Origin of the sequence: Lachnospira eligens (assembly GCF_009680455.1) — a bacterium.
GTDB classification, from domain to species: domain Bacteria; phylum Bacillota; class Clostridia; order Lachnospirales; family Lachnospiraceae; genus Lachnospira; species Lachnospira eligens_A.
The window spans coordinates 38825-62333 of sequence record NZ_WKRD01000003.1 but is presented as its reverse complement, the minus strand read 5'-3'; the positions used below and the strand labels follow the sequence as shown (position 1 = coordinate 62333).

The following is a 23509-nucleotide window of genomic DNA, read 5'->3' as shown; positions in this document are numbered from 1 at the left end:
CTTATACTATGAGCCTGCTTGTTATATATATTAAAGGTATTTTTTAAGTGTATTTCTTACAGCACCCTTTCCTGCTATCTCTTCAACAAACATCTCTTCTATTTTATCGCCAATTCCTGCTTCATATAAATTTATACCAAATATATTAGCATTTGACAATAAATTCTTAAGCTGTCCTGTATAAGATGATATGTCACCTATTTTTATACCTGATAAATGCTTCTTTAATTCATCTGCCATCGGATCTGGAGACAATTCGAAGCTTTCGCCATTATCATCAATTCCAAGAAGATATCTGCACCATCCTGCAATTGCCAATGGAATCGCTATTAATTCTTTGGCACTTCCATCCTTTGCAACATATGACTTAATTGTTTCACCATACCGTATTCCTACCTTCTGTGAAGTATCTGTCGCTATTCTTTGCGGTGTATCAGGCATAAAAGGATTAGGTATTCTTACATTAAGAACTTCATCCACAAACTTCTGTGGTGAAATTATCTTCGGATTAATTACCACAGGCATTCCCTCAGATAACCCAATTCGTCTCACAAGCTCTGAAAGTTCCTTGTCTTTCATTTCATCAGCAATCAGATTATATCCTAATAAGCAGCCATATACTGCTAAGGCTGTGTGTAACGGATTAAGGCAGGTTGTTACTTTCATACGCTCAACCTTATTAACTGTCTGTCTGTCAGTCATAAACACACCTGCTTTTTCAAGCTGAGGTCTGCCATTAGGGAACCTGTCTTCTATTACAAGATACTGTGGTCCTTCAGCATTTACAAATGGAGCAATATATGTCTTCTTAGATGTTATCACCGGACTCATATCCTCAACACCTGCTTCCTCTAATGCTTTAGCAACACTATCTGCTGGTCTTGGTGTAATTTTATCAATCATAGACCATGGAAATGATACAAGCTCTTCATTATTCACATAATCAACAAAATCATTACCAACAAATCCTTTTTTATTCCACTCAGTTACCATCTCGGTTATCGAATTTCTAAGTTTCTCTCCGTTATGTGAGCAGTTATCCATTGATACAACTGCAATCGGTGCCTTACAGGCTTTAAAACGTTCATACAAAAGTGCTGCTGTTACTGCCATTGCTGATGTTGCTTTTTCTGGTCCATTATCAATGTCTTCCCTGATAAAAGAGAAAAACTCTCCTTTAGAATCCTTCAACGCATAACCTTTTTCTGTAATAGTAAATGACACCATCTGAAGCCCAGGGTCAGCAAATATCTCCTTTAATCTTTCCCATTCCTTCTGCGAATATGATTGTGCCTTAATAGCTTCTGTAAGTGAACCAAGTACCTTTTTTTCTGTATTTCCATCCTCCTTCAATGTAACAGCCATAACAAGATTATCAAATGGCTTATATATTTTATCTACTACATCGAAGTCAAATGTTTCAACACATGTAATGCCTTTATCTGAAACTCCTTGTTCTAATAATGAATCTGCAATTCCACCAATGAATATCCTGAAAATATTGCCAATACCAAAATGTACCCATACAGGTGACTTTTTTGTATCCTCTGCAACCTTTTCAACATCATATGAAGGCAGCTTTATGCCAGCCTTTTCCCAATCTGTCGTATTCTTAATACCATTTATTGAAAGTTTCATAATATCCTCCATTATGTCATAAAAACCCAATGTTAATAATTACTTTGATGATTTATCAATAGCTTCCCATAAGCCATTAAGGTATGTTGCACCTAAAGCCCTGTCATATAAACCATAACCTGGCATAGCCACCTCATCCCATATCATTCTTCCATGGTCAGGTCTTATAATGCCGTCAAAACCTGTATCATATAATGTTTTCATAATCTTATACATATCCATAGAACCATCAGATGATAAATGTGCTGCTTCTTCAAAATCCCTAGGTGAATTATATTTAAGGTTTCTCACATGTGCAAATGGTATTCTTCCTCTGCACGCCTTGATAATCTCACAAATATCATTATTCTGGTTAGAGCCAAATGAACCCGTACAAAGTGTTATTCCGTTATATGGTTTATTTACAGCATCAAGAAGTTTTGTAACAGAATCCTTACCTGTCATAATTCTTGGAAGCCCAAATATAGGCCATGCAGGATCATCCGGATGAATACCCATCTTTATATCATACTTCTCACATACTGGACCAATTGCTTCCAGAAAATATACCAGATTATTAAACAGTTTCTCTGCGTCAACATCTTTATACATTTCAAAAAGTTCTTTTAATCTGTCAAGACGCTCTGGTTCCCATCCTGGCATTACGAATCCATTAGACATCTTTGCAACTGATTCCTTCATATGCTCCGGATCAATCATATCAACTGTATCCTGATTATATGCAAGCACCGTTGAACCATCAGCTCTTTCTCTTGCAAGTTCTGATCGTGTCCAGTCAAATACAGGCATAAAATTGTAACATACCACATGAATATCCGCTTCTCCAAGAGCCTGCAGAGTCTTTATATAATTGTCAATGTGCTCATCTGCCTTAGCTGTGCCAATCTTAATATCATCTGACACATTAACAGATTCAATACCAGCGATTCCCAACCCGGCATCTTCAACAATCCTTTTAAGCTCCGCTATTTCCTCTGGAAGCCACCGCTCCCCAGCCTGCTTACCAAAAAGCGTTGTAATAACATTCTTTACACCTGGAATCTGTCTGATCTGCTTAAGTGTTACGCTGTCGTATCCTGGTCCATACCATCTCAATGTCATATCCATAACAAAAATCCTCCTTTTACATAACAACATTATTATTCTGTACTATATTTGCATAATTATTTGCTATGTGTATACTAACATGTCAGTTCTAACATGTCAATGTATTTTTTGAGTTTATTTTGTTATGTTTTTCAATTTATTTTGATATCTTTTCCTTCTGCTTCACCATATTGACATGAGTAATTCCCATCACCCTGTCATAGAACATCTGCCGTGTGCTGCTGAACAGACATAATATGAAATCTATCGCAAAATATGCCGTAACCATAAGGCACAATAGACATACTGCTATACTGACAGAGAATCTCCAACCATCAGCCTTAAGTGCCACATGATAAAGATTATATGCATATACAGGAGAAGGCAGGCTTAAAACATACAGAATAAAATATCTTCCCATAAGCCTGAAAACATTCACTCTCCTGTGAGTATCAGCCTCAATATTCTCAGCTTCGTAATCAGCAGTCTTGTTATCAGTTTTCTTACTATCTGCCCTCACTAGTCTTATATTAACAAGTGCCTTGCCTATAGTTCTTCCCTTAGTAACTGCTGTAACTATTGTAAATGCAATAACTATATATACAGCTATGACAACCAGATATCTTACATCGTACACAGCATTCATAAACTTTTCTTTATCTATTGCAAAAAATACGGCAACCGGAGCCATTATCACAAGCATATCCAACGCCCATGCTATTATTCTTCTGAATTCCGACACAATCTGTCCTCTGTTGTAAGCAACCTCATCCATTCTGTCACGCTTTGGAAGCATGAAAACAACCGCCGGCGCAACCCAGAAGCCCACCATTCCTCCAAGTGTGTTACATATCAGATCGTCCACTTCAAAGAATCTGTATGGATAAGGATATATTCCATACAAGCCTGACAACTGCGTAAGCTCAAAAAACAGGCTGTAGCAGAATGACATTATAAGCACCTGCCACCATTTTCTCTTAAAATAGTATCTCAGATACACACCAAATGGCACTAACAGCAGAATATTGAAAGCAATCTGCCAGAAGTCACCACATTTGAACAGATTAATATATGTTGCCGGATTCGATAAAGTAATATTCACAGTAGCAACAACTCTTCTTACTGCGTCAAATGGCACCAACAGCATACATGCCGAATCCGGTGTCACTGAATCAATCGGAGGCAGCGGAAGCACTGTCATAAAATATGAGGTAAGCATGTAGAATATAAATGTGTACACAACCCCTGTTCTTATTACAAGTATTGAGCCATATTTATGATATTCGTATATTATATATGGCAGTGTGAAAAGCACGGCAAGAACCGGGAACACATAACACGCTGAAATTATCGGTTTTAAGTATATTTCCATGAATTATCTCCAGTCCACATTCTTGGCATTCATCGCTTTTTCTTTAAGTGTTGCCAGTCTCTTTATTGCTTCATTAAGTGTATCGTCCTGCTTTGCGAAATGAAATCTCACAAGATTATGCACATCTTCCCTGAAAAAGCTTGAACCCGGAACTGCCGCCACACCAACGAACTGTGCCATCCATTCGCAAAATTTCACATCATCTTTAACTCCGAATTCACTCACATCAACAAGCACATAATATGCCCCCTGTGGGTCTGTGTATTTTAATCCCAGCTTCTTAAGACCACCTACAAATACCTCTTTCATATGTGCATAATGTGCGGCAAGTTCATCATAATAGCCATCACCAAACTCTAATCCCACAACTGCTGCCTCCATCAATGGTGCGGCTGCACCAACTGTAAGGAAATCATGTACCTTTTTAACTCTGTCGATTATCTGTGGGTTAGCAATAACATAACCTAATCTCCAGCCTGTTATTGAGTATGTCTTAGACAGCGAATTGCACACTATCGTTCTTTCTCTCATACCCTCAAGCGACTGCATGTAAATATGCTTATACGGTGCATACACAATATGCTCATACACTTCATCTGTAACAACATATGCGTCATATTTCTTAGCAAGTTCAGCAATTGTCTGCATTTCCTCCATTGTAAACACCTTACCGCATGGGTTGGAAGGATTACACAGAATTAATGCCTTAGCGCCCTGTCTGAATGCATCTTCTAACTTTTCCTTATCAAAATGAAATTCTGGTGGAACTAATGGAACATATATCGGCTCTGCGCCTGAAAGAATTGTATCTGCACCGTAATTCTCATAAAAAGGCGAGAATATTACAACCTTGTCACCCGGATTAGTAATGCTAAGCATTGTAGCCATCATTGCCTCTGTACTTCCGCATGTGACAACAATCTCTGTCTCAGGATCAATCTTAACACCAGAAAAATGTTCATATTTCTTAGCAACTGCATCTCTGAAATTCTTAGCTCCCCATGTCAATGCATACTGATGAGGTCCTTCGCCTGCAACTCTTGCAAGCCTGTCTGTTATAGCCTTTGGTGGGTCAAAATCAGGAAATCCCTGTGATAAATTAACTGCACCATATTTATTAGCAACTCTTGTCATTCTTCTGATGACAGAGTCTGTAAAATTTGCTGATCTGTTACTTAACTCTTTCACGTAAATGTGTCCTCCATTATTTAAGTATTTTCATAATTTCAATGCCATTTATTATAGCACTGTTCACAAAATTCTCACAAACTTTCCAACTCATTTTCACATTTCCCATTTAATATTAACAATGTCGAAAGACAACAGACAAACTTTTTCATAAAAAAGATGGCTGTCTAATCTCCCAATGCAGCAGCCATCGGATGTTTAAAAAACATTTTTCCCCCTCATAAAGAGAGCCGGTATATACGAACTTCAACCCCATTGTCAGTCCGTATATCCTGGCTCTCTTATTTAATCTGCTATATATTCTTTCAGCTTTTTCTCGCTGTCTAATCTGCATGCAACAATAGTAGACATTATCATGTATTTTACCACACCTTTTGCAATATGCTCCTCGTAGCGGCATTTCATATCGACAGGATATCCCGATACAAGAAAATGAATCTGGTACTTATCCTGATTTCTTGATATAAATGCACTTACATACAGTCCATTAAGCACTGCCGTAACTATTTCATCATCAGTAACAGGAATGTTTATCTTGTAGCCCGGCGATGAAAATGAGACTGCTCCGTCTCTGTTATGGAATCTTCCATCAGCAATCTCTGCTATTGAATATCCGCCAACATGATTCATCATCGCTCCAAGCACTGGCATTTCAAGGTCATTCTCAATTATATAATTGTAACAATCTGTTGGAGTATTAAACATTTTCCTTCTCCTATATTTCGTAATCCATGCATGACCTTACTGCTGTGTAAGGTCTTACCTTGCTGTCTGCAACTGCCACATGCTTAGGATGTACGGCATAACCCTTTAAACTTTCCACGCTGTCAAATGTTGTGTCTAACATTACATCTGCTGTAGAACTTGGAAGACACTCTGTTCTTACTTTTACCTCTATAAGCCCCGGAATCTGTCCTGCAAGACCTTCAAGTCCTTCCTTAATACCTGCCTTAACCTGCTCTTTTTCTTCTCCTGCAAGCTCGTCCTTTAATTTCCATAAAATAACATGCTTTACCATAATAATTGCTCCTTATCTAAATAAATATTTGTACTTGTTCATCTGACTGTATATGATTAACTCCACCCTTTTTCTTTCTTCCTGTGGATACATATCTGCGTTATTAACTATATCGCTTACATTCTTTTTAGTAAATAGGAATTGCAGATTCTGTCCGTATAAATTTTCGGCCACATCAAGCTGCTCATCAAAATTCTGACTTACGCTCTTGCTCTTAACTTCTGATATCATCTGATATATATCCTGTTCCATTGGATAATCCATTGTTGTATCTGACAGAAGCCCTGCACCATTATCAAACACCGGACAATATTTATAATCACCTTTTCCATTCATCAAGACAGCAATATTATGCATATGCCTGTCCTCATTTAGGAAAAATGCGTCTATTGTAAATAGTCTGCATATATACTCACCCCAATTATTAAGACCTGTTATATTCTTTATAGCATTTACAAGAAATTCAAGCCTTTCCTTCACATCACTCATATGCCACAAAACACTTGTAAGACTTTCATTATATACATTTTTAAATAATCTCTCCAATGTAATTATTTGCCAGTCGCCATCTATAAAAGCTCTGCTCCTGACTCCATTATATATCTGTCTTTTATATTTAATCTGTTCCGGTTCATATAATACATACTCGTCTTCATTAAGATTAGTATACTTTAATAAATGTGATATAACATATTCCGCTAACCCCTCGTATCCAGTATAATCAGCTTTATACCATATGCTTTCGTTTTCCCATTTTAACTGATTTCCCTTAGATGACTGTCGGGTATTGGTTCTTATATTCTGTTCAAAAAGTTCGACCATAAACATTCCTCCATCATCTACTTCTCTATTCTTATCCAGAAATCGTCCTCTGCCATACGCCCCTGCGTCTTTTCTATTATCATAAATGTGTCATAAAACGGAAGTCCGATATCCTCCAGCACAAGCTTCATCTTATCTCTTGTTCTTGGAAAACATCTTGACTCAAGAAATTCCTTATAGTCATTGTAATCAGGATCTTCATTAACGCCAAATGCACGAAACATCAGCTTGTCTGTATAATTCTTTATTCTCACAAGCTGCTTTGCGTCATCAACATCTATCAGTGTACAGATGTCATCCTTATACATATAAAACATTCTGACAGGAAATTCTTTCTCCGGTATTATCAGTCTGTTCACATAATCAGGATAATCATTAATCATCTTAGAAAGTAAAACAATTGGACCTGTAATCTTAGCATTTTCTTTTTCCCATCGTTCTATTGTCGGTTTTGATGTTCCTACAAGACTGGCAAATTCTTTCTGTGTCAGTCCAAGATTCTTTCGCAGATTCTTAATATCCTCAGATGTAATATAATCTTTTAATGCAAACATTGTGTCACTTCCTTTCAGTCCTTGATAAATAATGACTTTTCATAATCCGAGTGTACCATGTACACATTTTATTGTAAACAAAAAGTCGTTAAAATGATGGTTTTTATTTATAATAATCTCATCATTTTAACGACTTTATTCATATAAAACATTTCAATTTCTTAATTATCCAGATTTATTGGTAACTTTAATTCTCTATTAGAATTATATAGCCTCCAGCGCCTGTGCAATATCCGCTATCAGATCCTTCTTATCCTCAAGACCACATGAGATACGGATAAGTCCTGCTGGAATTCCAGCGGCTTTAAGCTGCTCATCATTCATCTGTCTGTGTGTTGATGTTGCAGGGTTAAGGCAGCATGTTCTCGCATCTGCTACATGAGTTTCGATAGCTGCAAGCTTCAGATTCTTCATAAACTTCTCTGCAGCCTCTCTTCCACCCTTTAACTCGAATGAAACTACTCCGCAGCCGCCATCTGGCATGTACTTCTTAGCTGTCTCATAGTACTTGTTAGAAGGAAGTCCCGGATAATTAACGAATTCAACCTTATCCTGCTTCTCAAGAAATTCTGCAACAGCCTGTCCGTTTTCAACATGTCTTGGCATACGCACATGAAGTGATTCAAGACCAAGATTTAATATAAATGCATTCTGTGGAGACTGTATACAACCTAAATCTCTCATAAGCTGCGAAGTACATTTTGTTATAAATGCGCCTTCTTTACCGAACTTCTCGGCATATGTAATTCCATGATATGATTCATCAGGTGTGCAGAGTCCAGGGAACTTGTCTGCATGTGCCATCCAGTCAAACTTTCCGCTGTCTACAATAGCTCCACCGACTGCTGCTCCATGTCCGTCCATATATTTAGTTGTTGAATGTGTTACAATATCTGCTCCCCATTCAATTGGTCTGCAATTAACTGGTGTTGGGAATGTATTATCGACGATAAGTGGTACACCGTGTGCATGTGCTGCATTTGCAAACTTTTCAATATCTAATACTGTAAGTGCAGGATTGGCAATTGTCTCACCAAATACTGCTCTTGTGTTGTCCTTGAACGCTGCATTAAGTTCTTCCTCTGTGCAGTCAGGGTCAACAAATGTTGCTTCAATTCCCATCTTCTTCAAAGTAACATCAATAAGGTTAAATGTTCCTCCATATATAGAAGATGATGCTACTATATGGCTTCCAGCTTCGCAAATATTAAATAAAGCGAAGAAATTAGCTGCCTGTCCTGATGAAGTAAGCATTGCTGCACTTCCACCTTCAAGGGCTGCAATCTTAGCTGCCACATAATCATTAGTTGGATTCTGAAGTCTTGTGTAGAAATATCCACTTGCTTCAAGGTCAAAAAGTTTTCCCATATCCTCACTTGTATCATACTTAAATGTAGTAGACTGGATTATAGGAATCTGTCTTGGTTCACCATTTCCAGGAGTATAGCCTGCCTGGACGCATTTTGTGTTAATTGAATAATTATCCATATTTCCCTCCGGCTTTATATGTTTACATGACATGAATTATATCACAAACTCAAAGCATATAACAGCACATTTTAATAATCTGGCTACACATTTATTAACATAATATGTTATGATATCAATTATGCTATTATCAGTTTTTAATAATATTGTATAATAATTAAGAGGTTTTATTATGAATAATCAGTCAGCAACTATGAACACAAAAGATAATCCGCTTGGATATAAAAAAGAATCCACTCTGCTTGTTGGTTTTGCAATTCCATGCATTATTTCAATGCTTGTGACAGCGCTTTACAATATTGTCGACCAGATATTTATCGGCCAGGGAATCGGCATGCTTGGAAATGCTGCGACTAATATTGCATTTCCACTTTCAACAACATGTACAGCTATATCGCTTCTTCTCGGTATAGGAAGTGCGACTAATTTCTCGCTGTATCTTGGTGCCGGTGAAAAGAACGAATCTGAAAAATATGCCGGCAATGGTATTGTGCTTATGGCATTGTTTGGAATATTTCTGTTCCTTGTAACCACTATATTCTTAACACCTATGCTTAAATTCTTTGGTGCAACTAAAGATGTACTTCCTTATGCAAAGGCATATACAAGAATCACTGCGTTTGGCTTCCCATTCTTAATTGCAAACACTGGTATGAGCAAGCTTATTCTCGCAGATGGAAGCCCACGATATTCCATGATATCTATGCTTGCTGGTGCCATAGTAAATACTATTCTTGACCCATTGTTTATCTTTGTCTTTAACATGGGAATGACTGGTGCTGCTCTTGCAACAATTACAGGCCAGATAATTTCATTTTCAATCAGTCTGCGTTATATGTTTCATTTTAAGACAATAAAACTTAGCAGGGAAAGTTTTATTGTATCTGCTGCCCACTGTAAGAAAATATTTATTCTTGGAGCAAGTGCCTGCTTTAATCAGATTGCAATGACCGTTGTACAGATTGTTATGAACAATACGCTGTCACACTACGGCGCACAATCAATATACGGTGGAGACATTCCTCTTGCCTGCGCCGGAATTATAACTAAAGTTAATATGATTTTCATGTCATTTGTTATCGGAATATCTCAGGGAACACAGCCTGTTATAGGTTTTAACTATGGTGCAAAGAAGTACGCACGTGTAAGAAAAACTTATCTTCTTTCACTTGGTGCAGCTTCTGCCCTGTCTTTAATCGCATTTGCATGCTTCCAGATATTCCCAAGACAGATTATCAGCATATTTGGAAACGGAAGTGACCTGTACTTTAAATTCTCTGAAAGATATTTCAGAATATATATGTTTCTGACAATTGTTAATGGCATCCAGCCTGTAACTTCCAGTTTCTTTAACTCAATTGGCAAATCACAGCTTGGTGTATTTATGTCGCTTACAAGGCAGATTATTTTCCTGCTGCCACTTATCATTATATTTCCTATATTCATGGGAATTGACGGTGTTATGTATGCCGGACCTATAGCAGACGCTGCCGCTGCTATCGTATGCGGATACTTTACTATAAGAGAATTAAAAGAATTAAAAAAGCTGGAAATCGATTTAACTAAATGTTAAAATATAAGTTATGCGTGTATTCGTATATTTAACGGATTATTTTTAAAAGGATTTTTAACATGGATAATTTTAATGCTCGATATGAGAAAGAACTTGCCTATCAGGAAATTACCTCGAATAAATACACTCTTTACGGTATTCTGCTATTTATAGGAGTTGAATTACTGATATGGATTCTTAATATAATTGGATTTTTTGAACTTGATAACCAGATAATGTCTGCTGTTATAGGTTCATCTATTGTATTATTTATCCCCATAATCCTTATCATGGTAAAAGGCGATTTATCTAAGCCTGCCTACAAGTACATTGCCATGACTCAGATATGTATAATTACAGGAACTATAATTACATTTTTATCATATCACGCTATTCTTCTGTATGTTCTTCCGCTTTTATTTGCTGGACATTACAGAAAACGTTCTGTGCTATGGTACACATATGTATTAAGTGTATTAATGCTTTTTGTAAGTTCGATTCTTAATTATTATTACGGAATAATGGATACCAATCTGCTTATTGCCGGAACACACCAGCGCAAATGGTATCTTGACCTTATAGCAAACGGAGGAAGCTTTACATATAATGCACATCCGGTATTTATAATACTAATCTTTGCATGTATACCCCGCAGTATGATACTGCTTGTATTTACATTCATGATACAGTATATAGTTACCGCCAGCCTGCATGATGCCGCAAGAATTGCCCAGCTTACATATCTTAAAGAAACTGATTCTTTAACCAGGCTTTTCAACAAGAATAAATACAACGAAATGGTATCAATGTATTATCCTAATGTAGATAATATTACTGTTATTTTCTGGGATCTTAACAACCTGAAAATTATTAATGACACTTATGGACATGAATATGGTGATAAAGCACTTTCCGCACTAGCTTCTATATTATACGCCAATTCAGATGAACAATGCCGCCGTGTTTACAGATTTGGTGGTGATGAATTTGTCATGATAATTGATAACCCACATAACGGTGAAGCTGACCGAATAATATCTGCTGTTAAAGATGAACTTGTGAAATGCAGTTATGATATTTCAATAGAAATATCAAGTGCTGTCGGTGTTGCATCCGGCAACGGAAGTGATATTATTGAAATAGTAAAAAATGCTGACTCAGCAATGTACGCTGACAAACAGCTCTACCACCATCGGTGATTGTGAAATACTGTATATGCGTTGATTTATGCCGCCAGCTTAACTGCTGGCGGTTTTTTCTGATTTTTTGATTGTGGATTGCTGTTCATTTCTAATTATTGCAAACCTCACCTTATATGTTAACTTGATGAAAGCCGTTGGCTTGAATTGCCAGCGGCTTTTTGTATTTTCTCTTGAAATATTGACTTCTTGAAAGCGTTTTTCCTATAAGAAAATAAATATATCTCATCTTATAGGCTGATTTTCCCTCTTTCACCGTCTAAAATGTGATTTTGGAGTTGAATTTCCTATAAGATTCCTGATTATAGTTACTTTATAGGTGTATTTTGTGGCTAATATATTAGTCATTATTATTTTAGACCTATAAGGAATTTAAATTTGCGACTACTGATAGGTATCATGTGTTTTCAATCAACAGGCTTAATATATCTTCTCTGCAATCTGTTCCGTACTATATTCAACACCTATATCCATATTTGTTAAAATCTGTTTGTGTATTGCTGATAAATCTGATCTATTCATGTTTTTTGAATCTGCTGATTTTCTGCTGATTCTGCTGATTTTATACCTCTATAATCATATCATGGTTATAGACAAGAAATAAATTTATCTCCATAATCCTCCATGTCTTAAATTGTTCTTCGAGTTTCTTTCGAGTTTTTTCAAAAATCAACTCGAAAGAAAACTCGAAACACTAAGTCCGCTAAACCATTGTCATCCATACAATGCCCTATTGTCTATTTTTATATGCCCTTCTAAATATCCGCATCAAACCGAAAAAGGGTGATGCCCGAAAGCACCACCCTGTAGACTATATATCTATTCTCCTCTACTTGTAATCAATTATTATTTCTGCCAAGAATCTTAGACATTCCTGTTGCCACAAAAAGATATACAACCATATTAACTACTGATTTAAGAAGAAGTCCTGGTGCCGAAGCTAATCCTGCTGCAAAGCTGCCTGCTATTATTGCACCAAATACAACATATCCTAATGTCATGAAAAGTAATGTAACAACTGCACCAACAATTCCTTTTACTGAAATAACCTTACATCTGTCAAACTTACTTTTCATATTGCCAAATATTGCACATGCTATTATTGGCATGATTGTCTTTATTATAAGTGTTGGAACTGCCCATACTGCAAATCCAGTTAATATATCTGCCATCGCAGAACCAATTCCTCCTGCGAGTGCGCCAACAACTGGTCCGAAGAAAAATGCACATATAAGTATTACGCTGTCTCCCAAATGTGCATATCCCAAAGGAATAGGAATCTGTACCACCATTGTTGCAACACATGTAAGTGCCATAAATACTGCTGTTATACACATCTGTGTTACAGTAATATGAAATCCTTCTTTCTTAATCCCCTGCTGTACTAACTGTGTCTGTTGTGCTTCCATTTTATCTGCCTCCTATATCAACATACTTTAATTGCACATAAGAATAACAGATAAAGTGACATGTGTACATTGTCATTTTGAGTTAAATTTATATGGTCAGATTAAGTTATTATTAACCTTCTTTACATAATAACATCTGGTTCCATATATTGTTTTTGTTTTATTCAACCCACTATGTACAATTGTTTTACTAAAATTATATCTTGCCATATTTATTATCCCTCAGTTAATCTTATTCTCAAAATCCTGTAACTCATGAAAAATCCCATCTATATAAACAGTTGTATCTTCCACTCTATACAACATAAAATATCTATGGAATTTAAAGGATATCCTTCTATATCCTAAACTTCTCAATTTTTCGTTATCACATAATTTTAAACTTCCTGCGACCTCTGCTAATATATCTTTAGTATATTCAAAATCATCAAGCAGACTTCCTGCTGCCTGCCGATTCTTTTTTTCATATAAGATGTATTCAATATACTCTTGCATATTTTCTTTAGCATCATTAGTAACAACCACTTTATATGCCATACTTTGTCCTCATATCTGCAACAAAATCACCTGCTTCTGAATATTCTCCATTCTTTGACTGATCTCTTGACTTTGCTAATCTGTCAAGAACTTCCTTTTCCGAAATAGCAATGTAAGGATTAGCTGCCACTTTCTTTATCTCAAATGGAAATCCATTATTAGCAACTGCCTGTGTTAAAAACATTCTTATAGCCGTTGTAGTATCTGTTCCTAATTCTCTAAATAAATTATCTGATTTAATCTTCAAATCGTCATCCACTCTTACTTGAATCGTACTTGACATAAAAACACCTCCATATTCATATAGTATACTATCTTAATGCTATATCATTACAAATGTAATATATCATAATACATTATATTTTTCAAATATTTATGCTATAATAAACAGACATATTACGCACCACAAACAAGGAGTCACATTTTATGAAACCCAAATCAGATTTAAGCAGACAATTATATGAATTAATGCTGCAAAGAGGTTATGAGGAAAATTTCTGTGATATTGTCACTAAGAATCTCAATACTGATTTCACTGCCAGCCGCATGATTGGTTATCTCTATCATTATGACCACCCTCCTGTTGAGGAGATAGCTGATGAAATGATTTCCATTCTAAGCGACAGAAACCGTATCATGCAGAAAAAAGAGCTTGAAGAAACTAATGCCAGGTGGAACGATTTTCTGCTCCACGGCTTTAACGACGAAGAAGAGGAAGAATAGACTGAATCTATTCTCCCTCTTCTTTCTTAATCAATTCATCCATAAGTTCTTTATAATCTGAGGCTTCAAGCGGAAGTTCTACTTTTATGCCTTTGCATGCTGAATAATAAGCACTGGCACACAACATGAGTGAATTAATTCCCTCACTGCCCTTAACGGTCAGATAAGACTCATCATCTTTAAGCACCGCATTTGCAAAGTTTTCAAATAACTGTGCATATGGCTCAGATGCCTTCTCGAACTGTATAGTTTCCTCTGCAAATGTCATATTCTGCCTTGAGTTGACTTCTTCGTTCTTGATATACTCACATACATCTCTGTGTTTTGTAATGGTGAGCGTGTCGTCTTCCAGAAGAATTCTTGCCTTCGTTCCTATAATCTCAAGTCGCTCTTCATGGCAGGCTTCGCCTGTTGATAGTATAAATGTACCGGTCTTTCCATTGTCATATTCCATAACGATAGTAGCCTCATCATCTACTATAAAGTCGTTGTATTTTCCAAATGGAATCGCTGCAAAAAGCTTCTGTGGCATTCCAAACAGGTACTGATACATATCAAGAATATGCTGTCCCTGATTGATAAGTGCTCCACCGCCTTCACCTGCAAAGCTGCTTCTCCATGAGCCAGATTTATGATAGTATGAGGTTCTTAAATATCGTGAATTAATAAGACATACTCTCTTTATATCTCCTAATTCACCATTATCTATCATCTGCTTAATCCTGATGTATTTAGGGTAAAGCCTCTGATGAAATATCATTCCATATATTCTGCCACTTTCACTGGCAGCCTTCTGCATTGCAAGTGCTTCACCTATATCTGCCGCTGCCGGCTTATCACATAACACTGCTTTTCCCTTTGCAAATGCTTTCAAAGCCAGTTCTTTATGAGTTTTATGAGGTGTTGCTATAATAACCGCATCATAACATGATTCTCCTGTCTCAAATAATTCTTCTGCACTCCTGAATATCCTTGCATTATCACCATCTGTATTGACAAGTGATTCGCCCCACTCAATAAGTTCATCTCTTCTTATAACCACAGCTGATAATTTCATATGCGGAACTTCTCCCGCTGTTATCATTCTGGCATATTTCTTTCCAACACTTCCTACACCTATAAGTGCCACCTTTAACAATTCTTTCTGCATACCATGTACCCCGTTTCATTATATTAACTATGCACCACTTCTCCTGTTTCCACAGCCTTCTTCAGTAAGATGGCGGCATACGCATCTGCAAGGGCATCCTCCATACTATATGGTGCAGACGCATTTCCTCTGCTATACTCTGCCGTATTCTTCATCATCACTGCGATTGCTGTTTCATCTTCTGACAGACCACACAATCCAAATTCCGGCTCATATATAATCTTATTATTAAATGAAATTTTCTTAATTTCACGAATCTTCTCAAAATTAGGATTAGAATTTCCTGTATTAATCACATGGGAATCCGTTATAATTCTGCCAGTCTGACCTTCATTATTCTCATCAAGATAATATACACAGTCATCAATAAGTTCGCCTCTTACACCCTGAACTTTAAGCGTATTCTTTCTGATTGGTGACCTGTACTGCTCCGAATCAAAATCATACCATGCCACTTTCCCGCTTTCGAATTCAAATGTGGCGACGCATCTTTTCTTTCCTGCAATCCTGCCATCAGTGAACTTATCATATCTTGTAAGAGTCTGTGTTGTAGGAAACTCATATGTCTTAGCTGAAACTGTATACTTCTCTCCCGGATTAACTCCAAGAAATGCTCTTATAAGACTTATTCCATGATATTCATGCGCCAGTGACATATTTACACAGCTGACATCACCAATAATTCCTTCATTAATAAGCTTTAATGATGCTTTAATATTAGGATACTCCCTGTACTGTTCAGCAACCACCTGTTTTTTACCACATTTGTAATAAGAATACAGTTTATTAAGCGAATCCGTATCAAGTGCCGCCGGAGTCTCTGATAAAACTGTTATTCCACGGTCAAGCCATTCCATTGAAACATCGCATATGGCGTCCTTCTTAACAGCCACAACTGCAAAATCCGGTTTATATGCCACGCATTCTTCTATAGATGTAGTTGTATGTATCTGATACTGACCGGCAATTAAGTCCGCTTTCTCCTGCGTCCTACAATACATCGCATCAATACAGAATATTTCAGGCAGAGCCTTTGCTACGCGTACATAATATAAGGCCCGCCAGCCTGAACCGATTATAATAAAATGATATTTTGCCATGTGTGCCTCCGTTTGTTATATTAACTCTTTATCATTATCACTGGAATAAAATTCTTCACCTGTGTCCAGACATATTGCCGCAAGCCTTCCACCCGGCAGATATGCGCCACAGTCAATATCAATGTGATTATTCTTTCTGTACACATAGCCTGGTCTGGGATTGTCCTCAATATATCTTGTTGGTGTATGCCCTGTGACAGTTATTACATCATCAAAATATCTGACATCATAATCCACCCTTGACCATACAAGCTCATCAAGTAAATAATCATCAATATCCCTCTTAATATCGAAATTGCCAAGCCCTCCATGCACAAGAAGATACTTCTGTCCATTAACCGCTACCTTCTCGTACCATGAAAAATCCGACACATAGTCAAGCACATCTTTTCTTGTCTCATTATCCAGCTTACTCAGCTCATCAGTGGTTGCAATCCCACCATTTCTCTGCCATGCATAAAGCTTCTGGAACATATCGTCACTAAACTTTTCTGCAAATTCTTTGATGGAATTCTCATCTTTTACTTCATTAATAAGAACCGACATACATTCCAGCATCATCTGTTCATGGTTGCCTGCTATAGGTATAACATTTGGCATCTCCATCATCTTAAGAAGCGTCTTTACCGGGTTCTTTCCTCTGTCAACAACATCTCCCAGCACATACAATATATCTTCATCTGAAAAATGTATTATATCCAGCAGTTCCATAAACTTCCCGTATTCACCATGAATATCCGATATCACATATGTCGCCATATATTCCCTCCGTATGCTATTTATTAAGTATGTTATTTATTAAGTATTTCCTTCAATGTGCGTGGCTCATAATTCATATAAGGCATCATACAGCCTACATTGTAAGCCCTTGCTATATCATAACACTTCTCTGACCGCATAAGCATTTCCATATTCAGCTTGCGTAAACATTCCTGATAGAATTCATTTTCATAAGTATTATGAGTATGTCCATACAAATGTATTGTCCCCCTGTGCTGTCCATTCCACATAAGTATAGGATAATGGCTTAACACAAGCTTGTATGCATCTTGGTCTGCATAGTCAGTAATTTCCTTATAATCATATATCTCTTCAAAAACATTCTTATACCTCATATCAGAAACATCATCATGATTTCCTTTAATAAGAACTTTCCTGCCCTTTAACTGTGCAACTAAGGCTATCAGCTCCTCGTTTGTACCCCGCATGGCAATATCTCCAAGAATATAAACTGTATCACCATTTGTAATCTTACTGTTCCATTTTTCTTTCATATACTGGTGCATTTCAGCTAATGAATTAAATGGTCGCTTATCAAAATTATTGCCTTCCTTTGTCACATTTTTATGGAAGAAATGCATATCACTAATATAGTAATTCATTCGTGTTTCTCCTTTTTTCAATCCTGTACCTGTCTTAATATAGACTCTGCTGCCTTCTTTAATTCTTTATTCAGTTCTTTATCCTTATTATCAACAATTGAAGCTATATCATAATGATGACACAGCCAGTATGCCATTCCCTTGCATGACGCATTTACACGGATATCAACTGTTGTATCCGTTTCTTTCAAAACATTTATCTCATACGAAAAATCATCTATAAGTCTTGAAAAATACTCCCTGTCTATCCTGACAATATAAGGTCTTAATTCACCGCCCATCATATAAGGGTGATTCAGAATATATACTGCTCTCTCCAATGGTATATCAAGGTTATCAAAGCCTATTCCATCACTTTTTCTCTGTTCCTTTACTCTTAATCTGGTCATAAGGTCAACACTGTATGTATACACTTTCCTGCTGTCCCTGTATCTTACCAGACAGAAATATCTTCCATTATTGAGCATAAGTCTTATAGGAATCACCGTTCTTCTTCCCTGAAAATGCAGATAAACATTTTTATTCTTAACATCATACACATTCCAGTCAAATTCTATGTAATTGTCATTTTTAATGGCGTCAATTATAAGCTGGCAGTTTGCCAAAACATCTGTATTCTGTGCATATCTGGTCTGTCCGAAAGAAGCATTTGCATAAGGTGTTATATCCTTCAGATTCTTCCCTGATAAAGTCTGAATACGCCCGGCTAAGTCCATTGCTCTTTCATTATTAAAAATGTTACTGTACAACACAGAATCTATAAGAAATTTAAACTCTACATCGGTTATAATGTTATTATAATAATAATCTGTCTTGCGGCGCTCATTGTCATATGTCCTGTATCTGATTATCTTCTGTTCATCAGGCAGATTAAGCTCTGAGTCCGTCAAATCCTTTAACGCCTTCCTGACCTGCTTATCTGTAATACTTTTATCATATTCCCTATGCATATAAGTAACGATATCAGTAACCTTCAGCGTTATTGCTGCCTCTTTGGAACTGTGTTCCTTTAATATATTAAGCACATTATACTCAATACTCATACTTCACCTTTAATTATTCTTTCTTCTTTTGACATCTTCTTTGTATAATTCCTGTGCGTCTTTATAAAAAAGTGCCGCTGATTCCTGAAAATGTTTTAACTCCTCTTGTGATTTCATTTCTTTATCATATCTGTTTATCGTATCTGATTGTTTTAATTCCATCTGACGCCCTCCATTTTCTTATAATTACATTTTCATTAATAATTCCTGTATTTCCTTTTTTGTTCTATCTTTTTCTATTGCTGTATACACACTCATTCTCATATCCGAAATAGCACATGCCTGTTCTCTGTCAAAATTATATTGTTCCATTAGCATCTCCTGAAAACAGGCTTTATCCTTTGCACTATCCACCAGATACATAATCTGGTTATGATGTTCCTGCGCCCACATAACGGCAGACAAAATGTGGATTCGTTGTTTTATTTTTTCTTTGTGTGTAGCTGTATTATAATCTGATAAATACTGTTTATCGTATGTTTCCACAAGATAGTCGATGTAATGTTTCCTTGCATCACTTTCTGGAAGCTGGATTCTCTCAATATATATTGGATTAACATGCGAGTGTGAAAATTCTCCAAGATAATCATATCCTCTGAATATCACATCAACACATATCTGTATATCACTGTAATCACCCTTTTTGACTTTAAATTTCTCATACTCTTCATCTGTAAGCCCAAGTATTACTCCGATATTCCCTTCATGTTTCCCATCAACAACTCTTACTATATCCCCATGTCTGAAATTATGTGGAATATCAAATTTTCTATAAAAGCATTTCATACCCGATTCGTGCCAGCAATTCTCCGAATCCGGTATTTCATCAATTGCCTTATTTAAATCCGCTATCAATTCTTTATCTGATATGGTTTCTTTCAACTCTTGCACTGCCTGTTTTTTTTCTGAATTTTTTAAGCACTCATGATTAATTATTATTTCTGCCTGTTCCACATCCGAAAATGTAACACTCTTGTCTTTAAGAAACTCTCTTTCATCTCTGGATGGAACAAATCTGTCTATAAAATTTTCTATCATCAGGCACCTCCTTACGCTTTTATTTTAACTCATCTCACTCAACTTCCTTGAATTTGTCATATACAGTTATATACATTATTCCTTTATTGTGTTTTACACCAGCCTTCGGAATACAATACCTACCCGCCACATCCGCTGACACATCTGCGATTTTTCCTGAAAACACTTTATCTGTATGTGTCTTAATAAAAACTAATGTATTACCATCCCAATTTCCCAAGAATTCAGACAAATTCATCATAAAAAGCACCTCCCCAACAGTGTAACTACCACTATTATACAAACAGCGTTTCTTTACAATTTTTCCTTCAAAATCTCAATAATTTTATTTGTTCTATATTCTATAACCTCTTCTGATTTATCCAGGAAATCTTCTAGAAGTTCAAGGTACTCTTCTGCTCCATAGTAAGAAATCTTTGGATTCGTAGCATTAGCTGCTGTCACCTTTAATCTCTCTTCTAATGGTGTTTTAAACAGTACAATTGGTTCACCCTCTTTAAAATATGGTTTTAAAAAAAATCGTTCTTCCCATTCTTTTATAGATAAAAATGCTGGATTATATTCTGGATTATATTCTGGATTCATTTGAAGTTGCATCTCAAATTTACTTAAATGATTATCCCCTCTCTTTACCTTGTTTTGGTAATTAGCAATCGCTATTAAAAACCAATCAAAATAATCCCTCATTCCTTCACACTTTTCTTCATTGTAATATTTACCTCTTGCTCCATTAATACCTTTTTCCAAAGTTCCCCTGTTAGGAATAACAATGAAATTTCCTATACAATGGTAAGATTTTGAAAATTTCTTTATCTTTGCCCATAAATGGGGATTTTGATCTGCATTGTAATATTTAGCTCGAAAAGCAAACTCTCTACCTTTTTCCTTATCTTCCTTACCAAATAAAGATCCGAAGGAGTTCATTGTATCACCTCTAAAAGGATATCTATTATTCCAAGTCCACGAACCCATTTTTTCAAAAGTCAAGTCATATATATCACCCCAAAGAATAATATATATAGCTTGTGTAATAAGATACATATCTGAATCAATATTATCTCCAACATATGTTGTTAAATCAGTAAAATCAAAATCTTTTAATTTCTCTATATTTCCATCTAAGACATCTCTCACAAACCCTTTTAAAATCTCTATACTTTTCTTATAATCATTAGTTTTTTCGTAATCTCTTTTATTCATATTTTCTCCTTAATCTATTATTTTCTACAAACCTTAGCATATTCCCTCATACACCGTTTAGCTGTTTCCTCTGTATTGTGCTCTCCTTTGTAAAAGCAATAATCACTGAGCGCTTCCATGGCTCTCCTATAAGCTGCATCTTCCTCTTTGTTCTCCATATGTGGCGGCAGTTCCATCTGAAGATGCAATGGATTACAATGCATATGATCCCAGTACTCCGACTTTATTGGATATAAAACCACAGCCTGAATATCTGAATAATCAACTTCCCATTTTCTGTCTTTAATCTCTTGAAGATAATCATTCCAGTCATCTTCTCCAAATGAAAGTATTCCATATGTTCCATCTACTATATCCTTCACTGGAGTACCTGCTGACTTATAACAAAATGGGATTTCAAAAAATGCACCTTCAAATCTTTCCGGTCTGAACGGATTTACTATGTCTGCTTCCTCTTTTGACAGTTCATCACTCCACCAATGAACTATATTCCCTTTGTTATTTAATGTATAAGTTCCCACTGGCAGACCATCATAATCCTCATATTTTTCATAATTAAATTTTGAACCGGGTCTTCCCGTACACCTTACCAGATTCTTCTCATCATCATCTGATTTCACAATTATCTGCTTACGTATTTCATATAACAATTCACTATTTATTATTTCTTTTTTATTTTCTTCCATATACTTATTGTTATACTTTTCATTTTCCGCTATATATTTAGTGATATAATGTACGGCTCTTTCATAATCACCGAAAAAACCTCTGCTGTCCCCTTCGTTGTTTTCTACAAAATATACATACCTGCCCTTAGAATTATCTTTAAATGTATCAAACAATTTATTTTCATACTCTATTCTTTCGATGATCTGCTTCTTAAGTACAATATCTTTAGTAGTGTCTCTTAATAAAGCCAATGCCTCCAGCTTCTGCTGTCTGCTTTTCATGGGGTCATTCCAGACAAGAGTTGCTGTCTGGAAATCTGTAAAGTTATAATTTTGTTCTTCTAAAAACTTCCTATAATCATCTGACATTGTTATATCAATCATTTACATTCCTCCATTAATTAATGTAAAGTTCTCCCATTACTGATTTTCTTCGTTAAGGAGGCTCTCTGGTTCTCCTTTTATACGTCTCCAAGTAATAAGATCTTTTTCGTTCAAATCTCCTTCTATGACTATCGGAAGCTTCCCAGATGTCTGTATCTTCCAATACAAAGTATCCCTCATTTTGCAATTCCCACATGTCCGAGGTCCAAGCAGCCCAAAGGAACCCATTTTAGGCGGGTAATCCCATCCCCTATTGAATGCATCTTCGTCAGTCAAAAACTCCTTCTTTCCACACACTTCACAATAGTGCCAAAACGGTCGTGTTTTCATACTCTCCAATAAAGCTTTACGTTTCCTTGATTTATCATCTTCTTTTTCTATTCTCTCTTTTTCGTCTGTAATCTGTTTTCTTGCATCTATCAGGAACTGCTCATCCAAAGGCGGATCTAATCTTAATTTGATGCCGTCTTCTGACACCTCATAAATTGAATCAAATCCTTCAATCGGATTCGGAAATTCTATCTCTGAAATATTCATCTTAAAAGAGCCACAACCCTCTTCCAAATTTCTTATTCTAATATTTTTCTGCCATCTCTCATCACTTGGGCACATAACATATATTTCCATTTCTGCATCAACAGATTCACGTATCGCATCAACATAAACAATTCGACGCTTTGCTTTAAAAAATGTCTGTTCTACGACAACATCTCTTCCACATTTCAGTTTTTCGATGATATCGTTAAGAAGCATATCATTAGCTTTCATCAAACATCTGAATTGAACTCCTATAGGCATCATTTCTCCAAATCCAGATTCTTTATATGCATTTTGTTGATAGTCAAAAATATTTAAAACATCAACATCCTTATCAGCAAAAAATTGTTTTATGAAATGTGTTTTACCAGAAGCCATCGCTCCAATCACAAAAGATACTTTTGACATAAACTCCACTTTC

At 36.1% G+C, this 23509-nt stretch carries 26 protein-coding genes; 3 read left to right on the top strand and 23 right to left on the bottom strand.

What is annotated here, in order from left to right; genetic code table 11:
- Positions 1–30: 30 nt before the first annotated feature.
- The 9 genes from GKE48_RS04340 to GKE48_RS04300 all read right to left on the bottom strand — a co-directional run bounded on the left by GKE48_RS04340 (position 31) and on the right by GKE48_RS04300 (position 9166).
- A complete protein-coding gene (locus GKE48_RS04340) occupies positions 31–1638 on the bottom strand; it encodes a mannitol dehydrogenase family protein (RefSeq protein ID WP_154300518.1) in 1608 nt (535 codons plus the stop codon).
- Between the two features lie 39 nt (positions 1639–1677).
- Positions 1678–2745 carry a mannonate dehydratase gene (gene uxuA, locus GKE48_RS04335; protein ID WP_041688990.1) on the bottom strand — a complete coding sequence of 356 codons (1068 nt, stop codon included), beginning with the start codon at positions 2743–2745 and terminating at the stop codon, positions 1678–1680.
- A gap of 136 nt (positions 2746–2881) precedes the next feature.
- Positions 2882–4096, bottom strand: a complete 1215-nt coding sequence (locus GKE48_RS04330; RefSeq protein WP_055214521.1) for a VanZ family protein — start codon at positions 4094–4096, stop codon at positions 2882–2884.
- A gap of 3 nt (positions 4097–4099) precedes the next feature.
- Positions 4100–5284 carry a pyridoxal phosphate-dependent aminotransferase gene (locus tag GKE48_RS04325; RefSeq protein WP_330583087.1) on the bottom strand — a complete coding sequence of 395 codons (1185 nt, stop codon included), beginning with the start codon at positions 5282–5284 and terminating at the stop codon, positions 4100–4102.
- A 285-nt stretch (positions 5285–5569) separates the two neighbouring features.
- Complete coding sequence (locus GKE48_RS04320; RefSeq protein WP_154300517.1) at positions 5570–5989, bottom strand: hypothetical protein; 420 nt, start codon at positions 5987–5989, stop codon at positions 5570–5572.
- 10 nt (positions 5990–5999) lie between these two features.
- Entirely contained in the window at positions 6000–6302 is a 303-nt protein-coding gene (locus GKE48_RS04315) for a Dabb family protein (RefSeq protein WP_022098875.1), read from the bottom strand.
- A 12-nt stretch (positions 6303–6314) separates the two neighbouring features.
- Positions 6315–7124, bottom strand: a complete 810-nt coding sequence (locus GKE48_RS04310) for a HipA domain-containing protein (RefSeq protein ID WP_173016885.1) — start codon at positions 7122–7124, stop codon at positions 6315–6317.
- A gap of 17 nt (positions 7125–7141) precedes the next feature.
- A complete protein-coding gene (locus tag GKE48_RS04305; RefSeq protein WP_154300515.1) occupies positions 7142–7678 on the bottom strand; it encodes a helix-turn-helix domain-containing protein in 537 nt (178 codons plus the stop codon).
- Between the two features lie 204 nt (positions 7679–7882).
- Entirely contained in the window at positions 7883–9166 is a 1284-nt protein-coding gene (locus GKE48_RS04300) for an O-acetylhomoserine aminocarboxypropyltransferase/cysteine synthase family protein (RefSeq protein ID WP_022098872.1), read from the bottom strand.
- Between the two features lie 172 nt (positions 9167–9338).
- Here GKE48_RS04300 and GKE48_RS04295 point away from each other — a divergent pair, with 172 nt between their 5' ends.
- Positions 9339–10739, top strand: a complete 1401-nt coding sequence (locus GKE48_RS04295) for an MATE family efflux transporter (RefSeq protein WP_154300514.1) — start codon at positions 9339–9341, stop codon at positions 10737–10739.
- A 59-nt stretch (positions 10740–10798) separates the two neighbouring features.
- The gene (locus GKE48_RS14740; RefSeq protein WP_055287978.1) at positions 10799–11917 is read left to right on the top strand and encodes a GGDEF domain-containing protein; all 1119 of its coding nucleotides are present in this window, start codon (positions 10799–10801) and stop codon (positions 11915–11917) included.
- 839 nt (positions 11918–12756) lie between these two features.
- Here the strand turns inward: GKE48_RS14740 and GKE48_RS04280 are convergent.
- The 3 genes from GKE48_RS04280 to GKE48_RS04270 all read right to left on the bottom strand — a co-directional run bounded on the left by GKE48_RS04280 (position 12757) and on the right by GKE48_RS04270 (position 14146).
- Complete coding sequence (locus GKE48_RS04280) at positions 12757–13326, bottom strand: ECF transporter S component (protein ID WP_118148971.1); 570 nt, start codon at positions 13324–13326, stop codon at positions 12757–12759.
- 222 nt (positions 13327–13548) lie between these two features.
- Positions 13549–13863, bottom strand: coding sequence for a type II toxin-antitoxin system RelE/ParE family toxin (locus GKE48_RS04275; protein WP_118148970.1), 315 nt, complete (start codon positions 13861–13863; stop codon positions 13549–13551).
- Positions 13853–14146 (bottom strand): type II toxin-antitoxin system RelB/DinJ family antitoxin, encoded by a 294-nt coding sequence (locus tag GKE48_RS04270; RefSeq protein WP_041688996.1) that lies wholly within the window; start codon positions 14144–14146, stop codon positions 13853–13855. The genes GKE48_RS04275 and GKE48_RS04270 overlap by 11 nt, the downstream gene beginning before the upstream one ends.
- Positions 14147–14289: 143 nt before the next feature.
- Between GKE48_RS04270 and GKE48_RS04265 the strand changes: the two genes are divergently transcribed.
- Positions 14290–14586 (top strand): hypothetical protein, encoded by a 297-nt coding sequence (locus tag GKE48_RS04265; protein WP_055214530.1) that lies wholly within the window; start codon positions 14290–14292, stop codon positions 14584–14586.
- Positions 14587–14593: 7 nt separating this feature from the next.
- On the opposite strand, the gene GKE48_RS04260 is transcribed toward GKE48_RS04265, so the two are convergent.
- From GKE48_RS04260 to GKE48_RS04210, 11 genes are read right to left on the bottom strand one after another with little or no spacing between them, the layout of a single operon-like run.
- A complete protein-coding gene (locus tag GKE48_RS04260) occupies positions 14594–15736 on the bottom strand; it encodes a Gfo/Idh/MocA family protein (RefSeq protein WP_118350597.1) in 1143 nt (380 codons plus the stop codon).
- Between the two features lie 23 nt (positions 15737–15759).
- Positions 15760–16836 carry a Gfo/Idh/MocA family protein gene (locus GKE48_RS04255; RefSeq protein WP_154300513.1) on the bottom strand — a complete coding sequence of 359 codons (1077 nt, stop codon included), beginning with the start codon at positions 16834–16836 and terminating at the stop codon, positions 15760–15762.
- Between the two features lie 15 nt (positions 16837–16851).
- Positions 16852–17595, bottom strand: a complete 744-nt coding sequence (locus GKE48_RS04250) for a metallophosphoesterase (protein WP_154300512.1) — start codon at positions 17593–17595, stop codon at positions 16852–16854.
- A gap of 32 nt (positions 17596–17627) precedes the next feature.
- The gene (locus GKE48_RS04245; RefSeq protein WP_154300511.1) at positions 17628–18218 is read right to left on the bottom strand and encodes a metallophosphoesterase; all 591 of its coding nucleotides are present in this window, start codon (positions 18216–18218) and stop codon (positions 17628–17630) included.
- A gap of 17 nt (positions 18219–18235) precedes the next feature.
- Positions 18236–19261 (bottom strand): WYL domain-containing protein, encoded by a 1026-nt coding sequence (locus GKE48_RS04240; RefSeq protein WP_055214536.1) that lies wholly within the window; start codon positions 19259–19261, stop codon positions 18236–18238.
- Positions 19262–19270: 9 nt separating this feature from the next.
- Complete coding sequence (locus GKE48_RS04235) at positions 19271–19423, bottom strand: hypothetical protein (RefSeq protein ID WP_022098859.1); 153 nt, start codon at positions 19421–19423, stop codon at positions 19271–19273.
- A 24-nt stretch (positions 19424–19447) separates the two neighbouring features.
- Entirely contained in the window at positions 19448–20299 is an 852-nt protein-coding gene (locus GKE48_RS04230; RefSeq protein WP_154300510.1) for a KOW motif-containing protein, read from the bottom strand.
- Positions 20300–20333: 34 nt separating this feature from the next.
- Complete coding sequence (locus GKE48_RS04225; RefSeq protein ID WP_154300509.1) at positions 20334–20540, bottom strand: hypothetical protein; 207 nt, start codon at positions 20538–20540, stop codon at positions 20334–20336.
- Between the two features lie 53 nt (positions 20541–20593).
- Complete coding sequence (locus GKE48_RS04220) at positions 20594–21499, bottom strand: hypothetical protein (protein ID WP_154300508.1); 906 nt, start codon at positions 21497–21499, stop codon at positions 20594–20596.
- Positions 21500–21516: 17 nt separating this feature from the next.
- Positions 21517–22551, bottom strand: a complete 1035-nt coding sequence (locus tag GKE48_RS04215; protein ID WP_154300507.1) for a hypothetical protein — start codon at positions 22549–22551, stop codon at positions 21517–21519.
- 36 nt (positions 22552–22587) lie between these two features.
- A complete protein-coding gene (locus tag GKE48_RS04210; protein WP_154300506.1) occupies positions 22588–23496 on the bottom strand; it encodes an AAA family ATPase in 909 nt (302 codons plus the stop codon).
- Positions 23497–23509 lie beyond the last annotated feature (13 nt).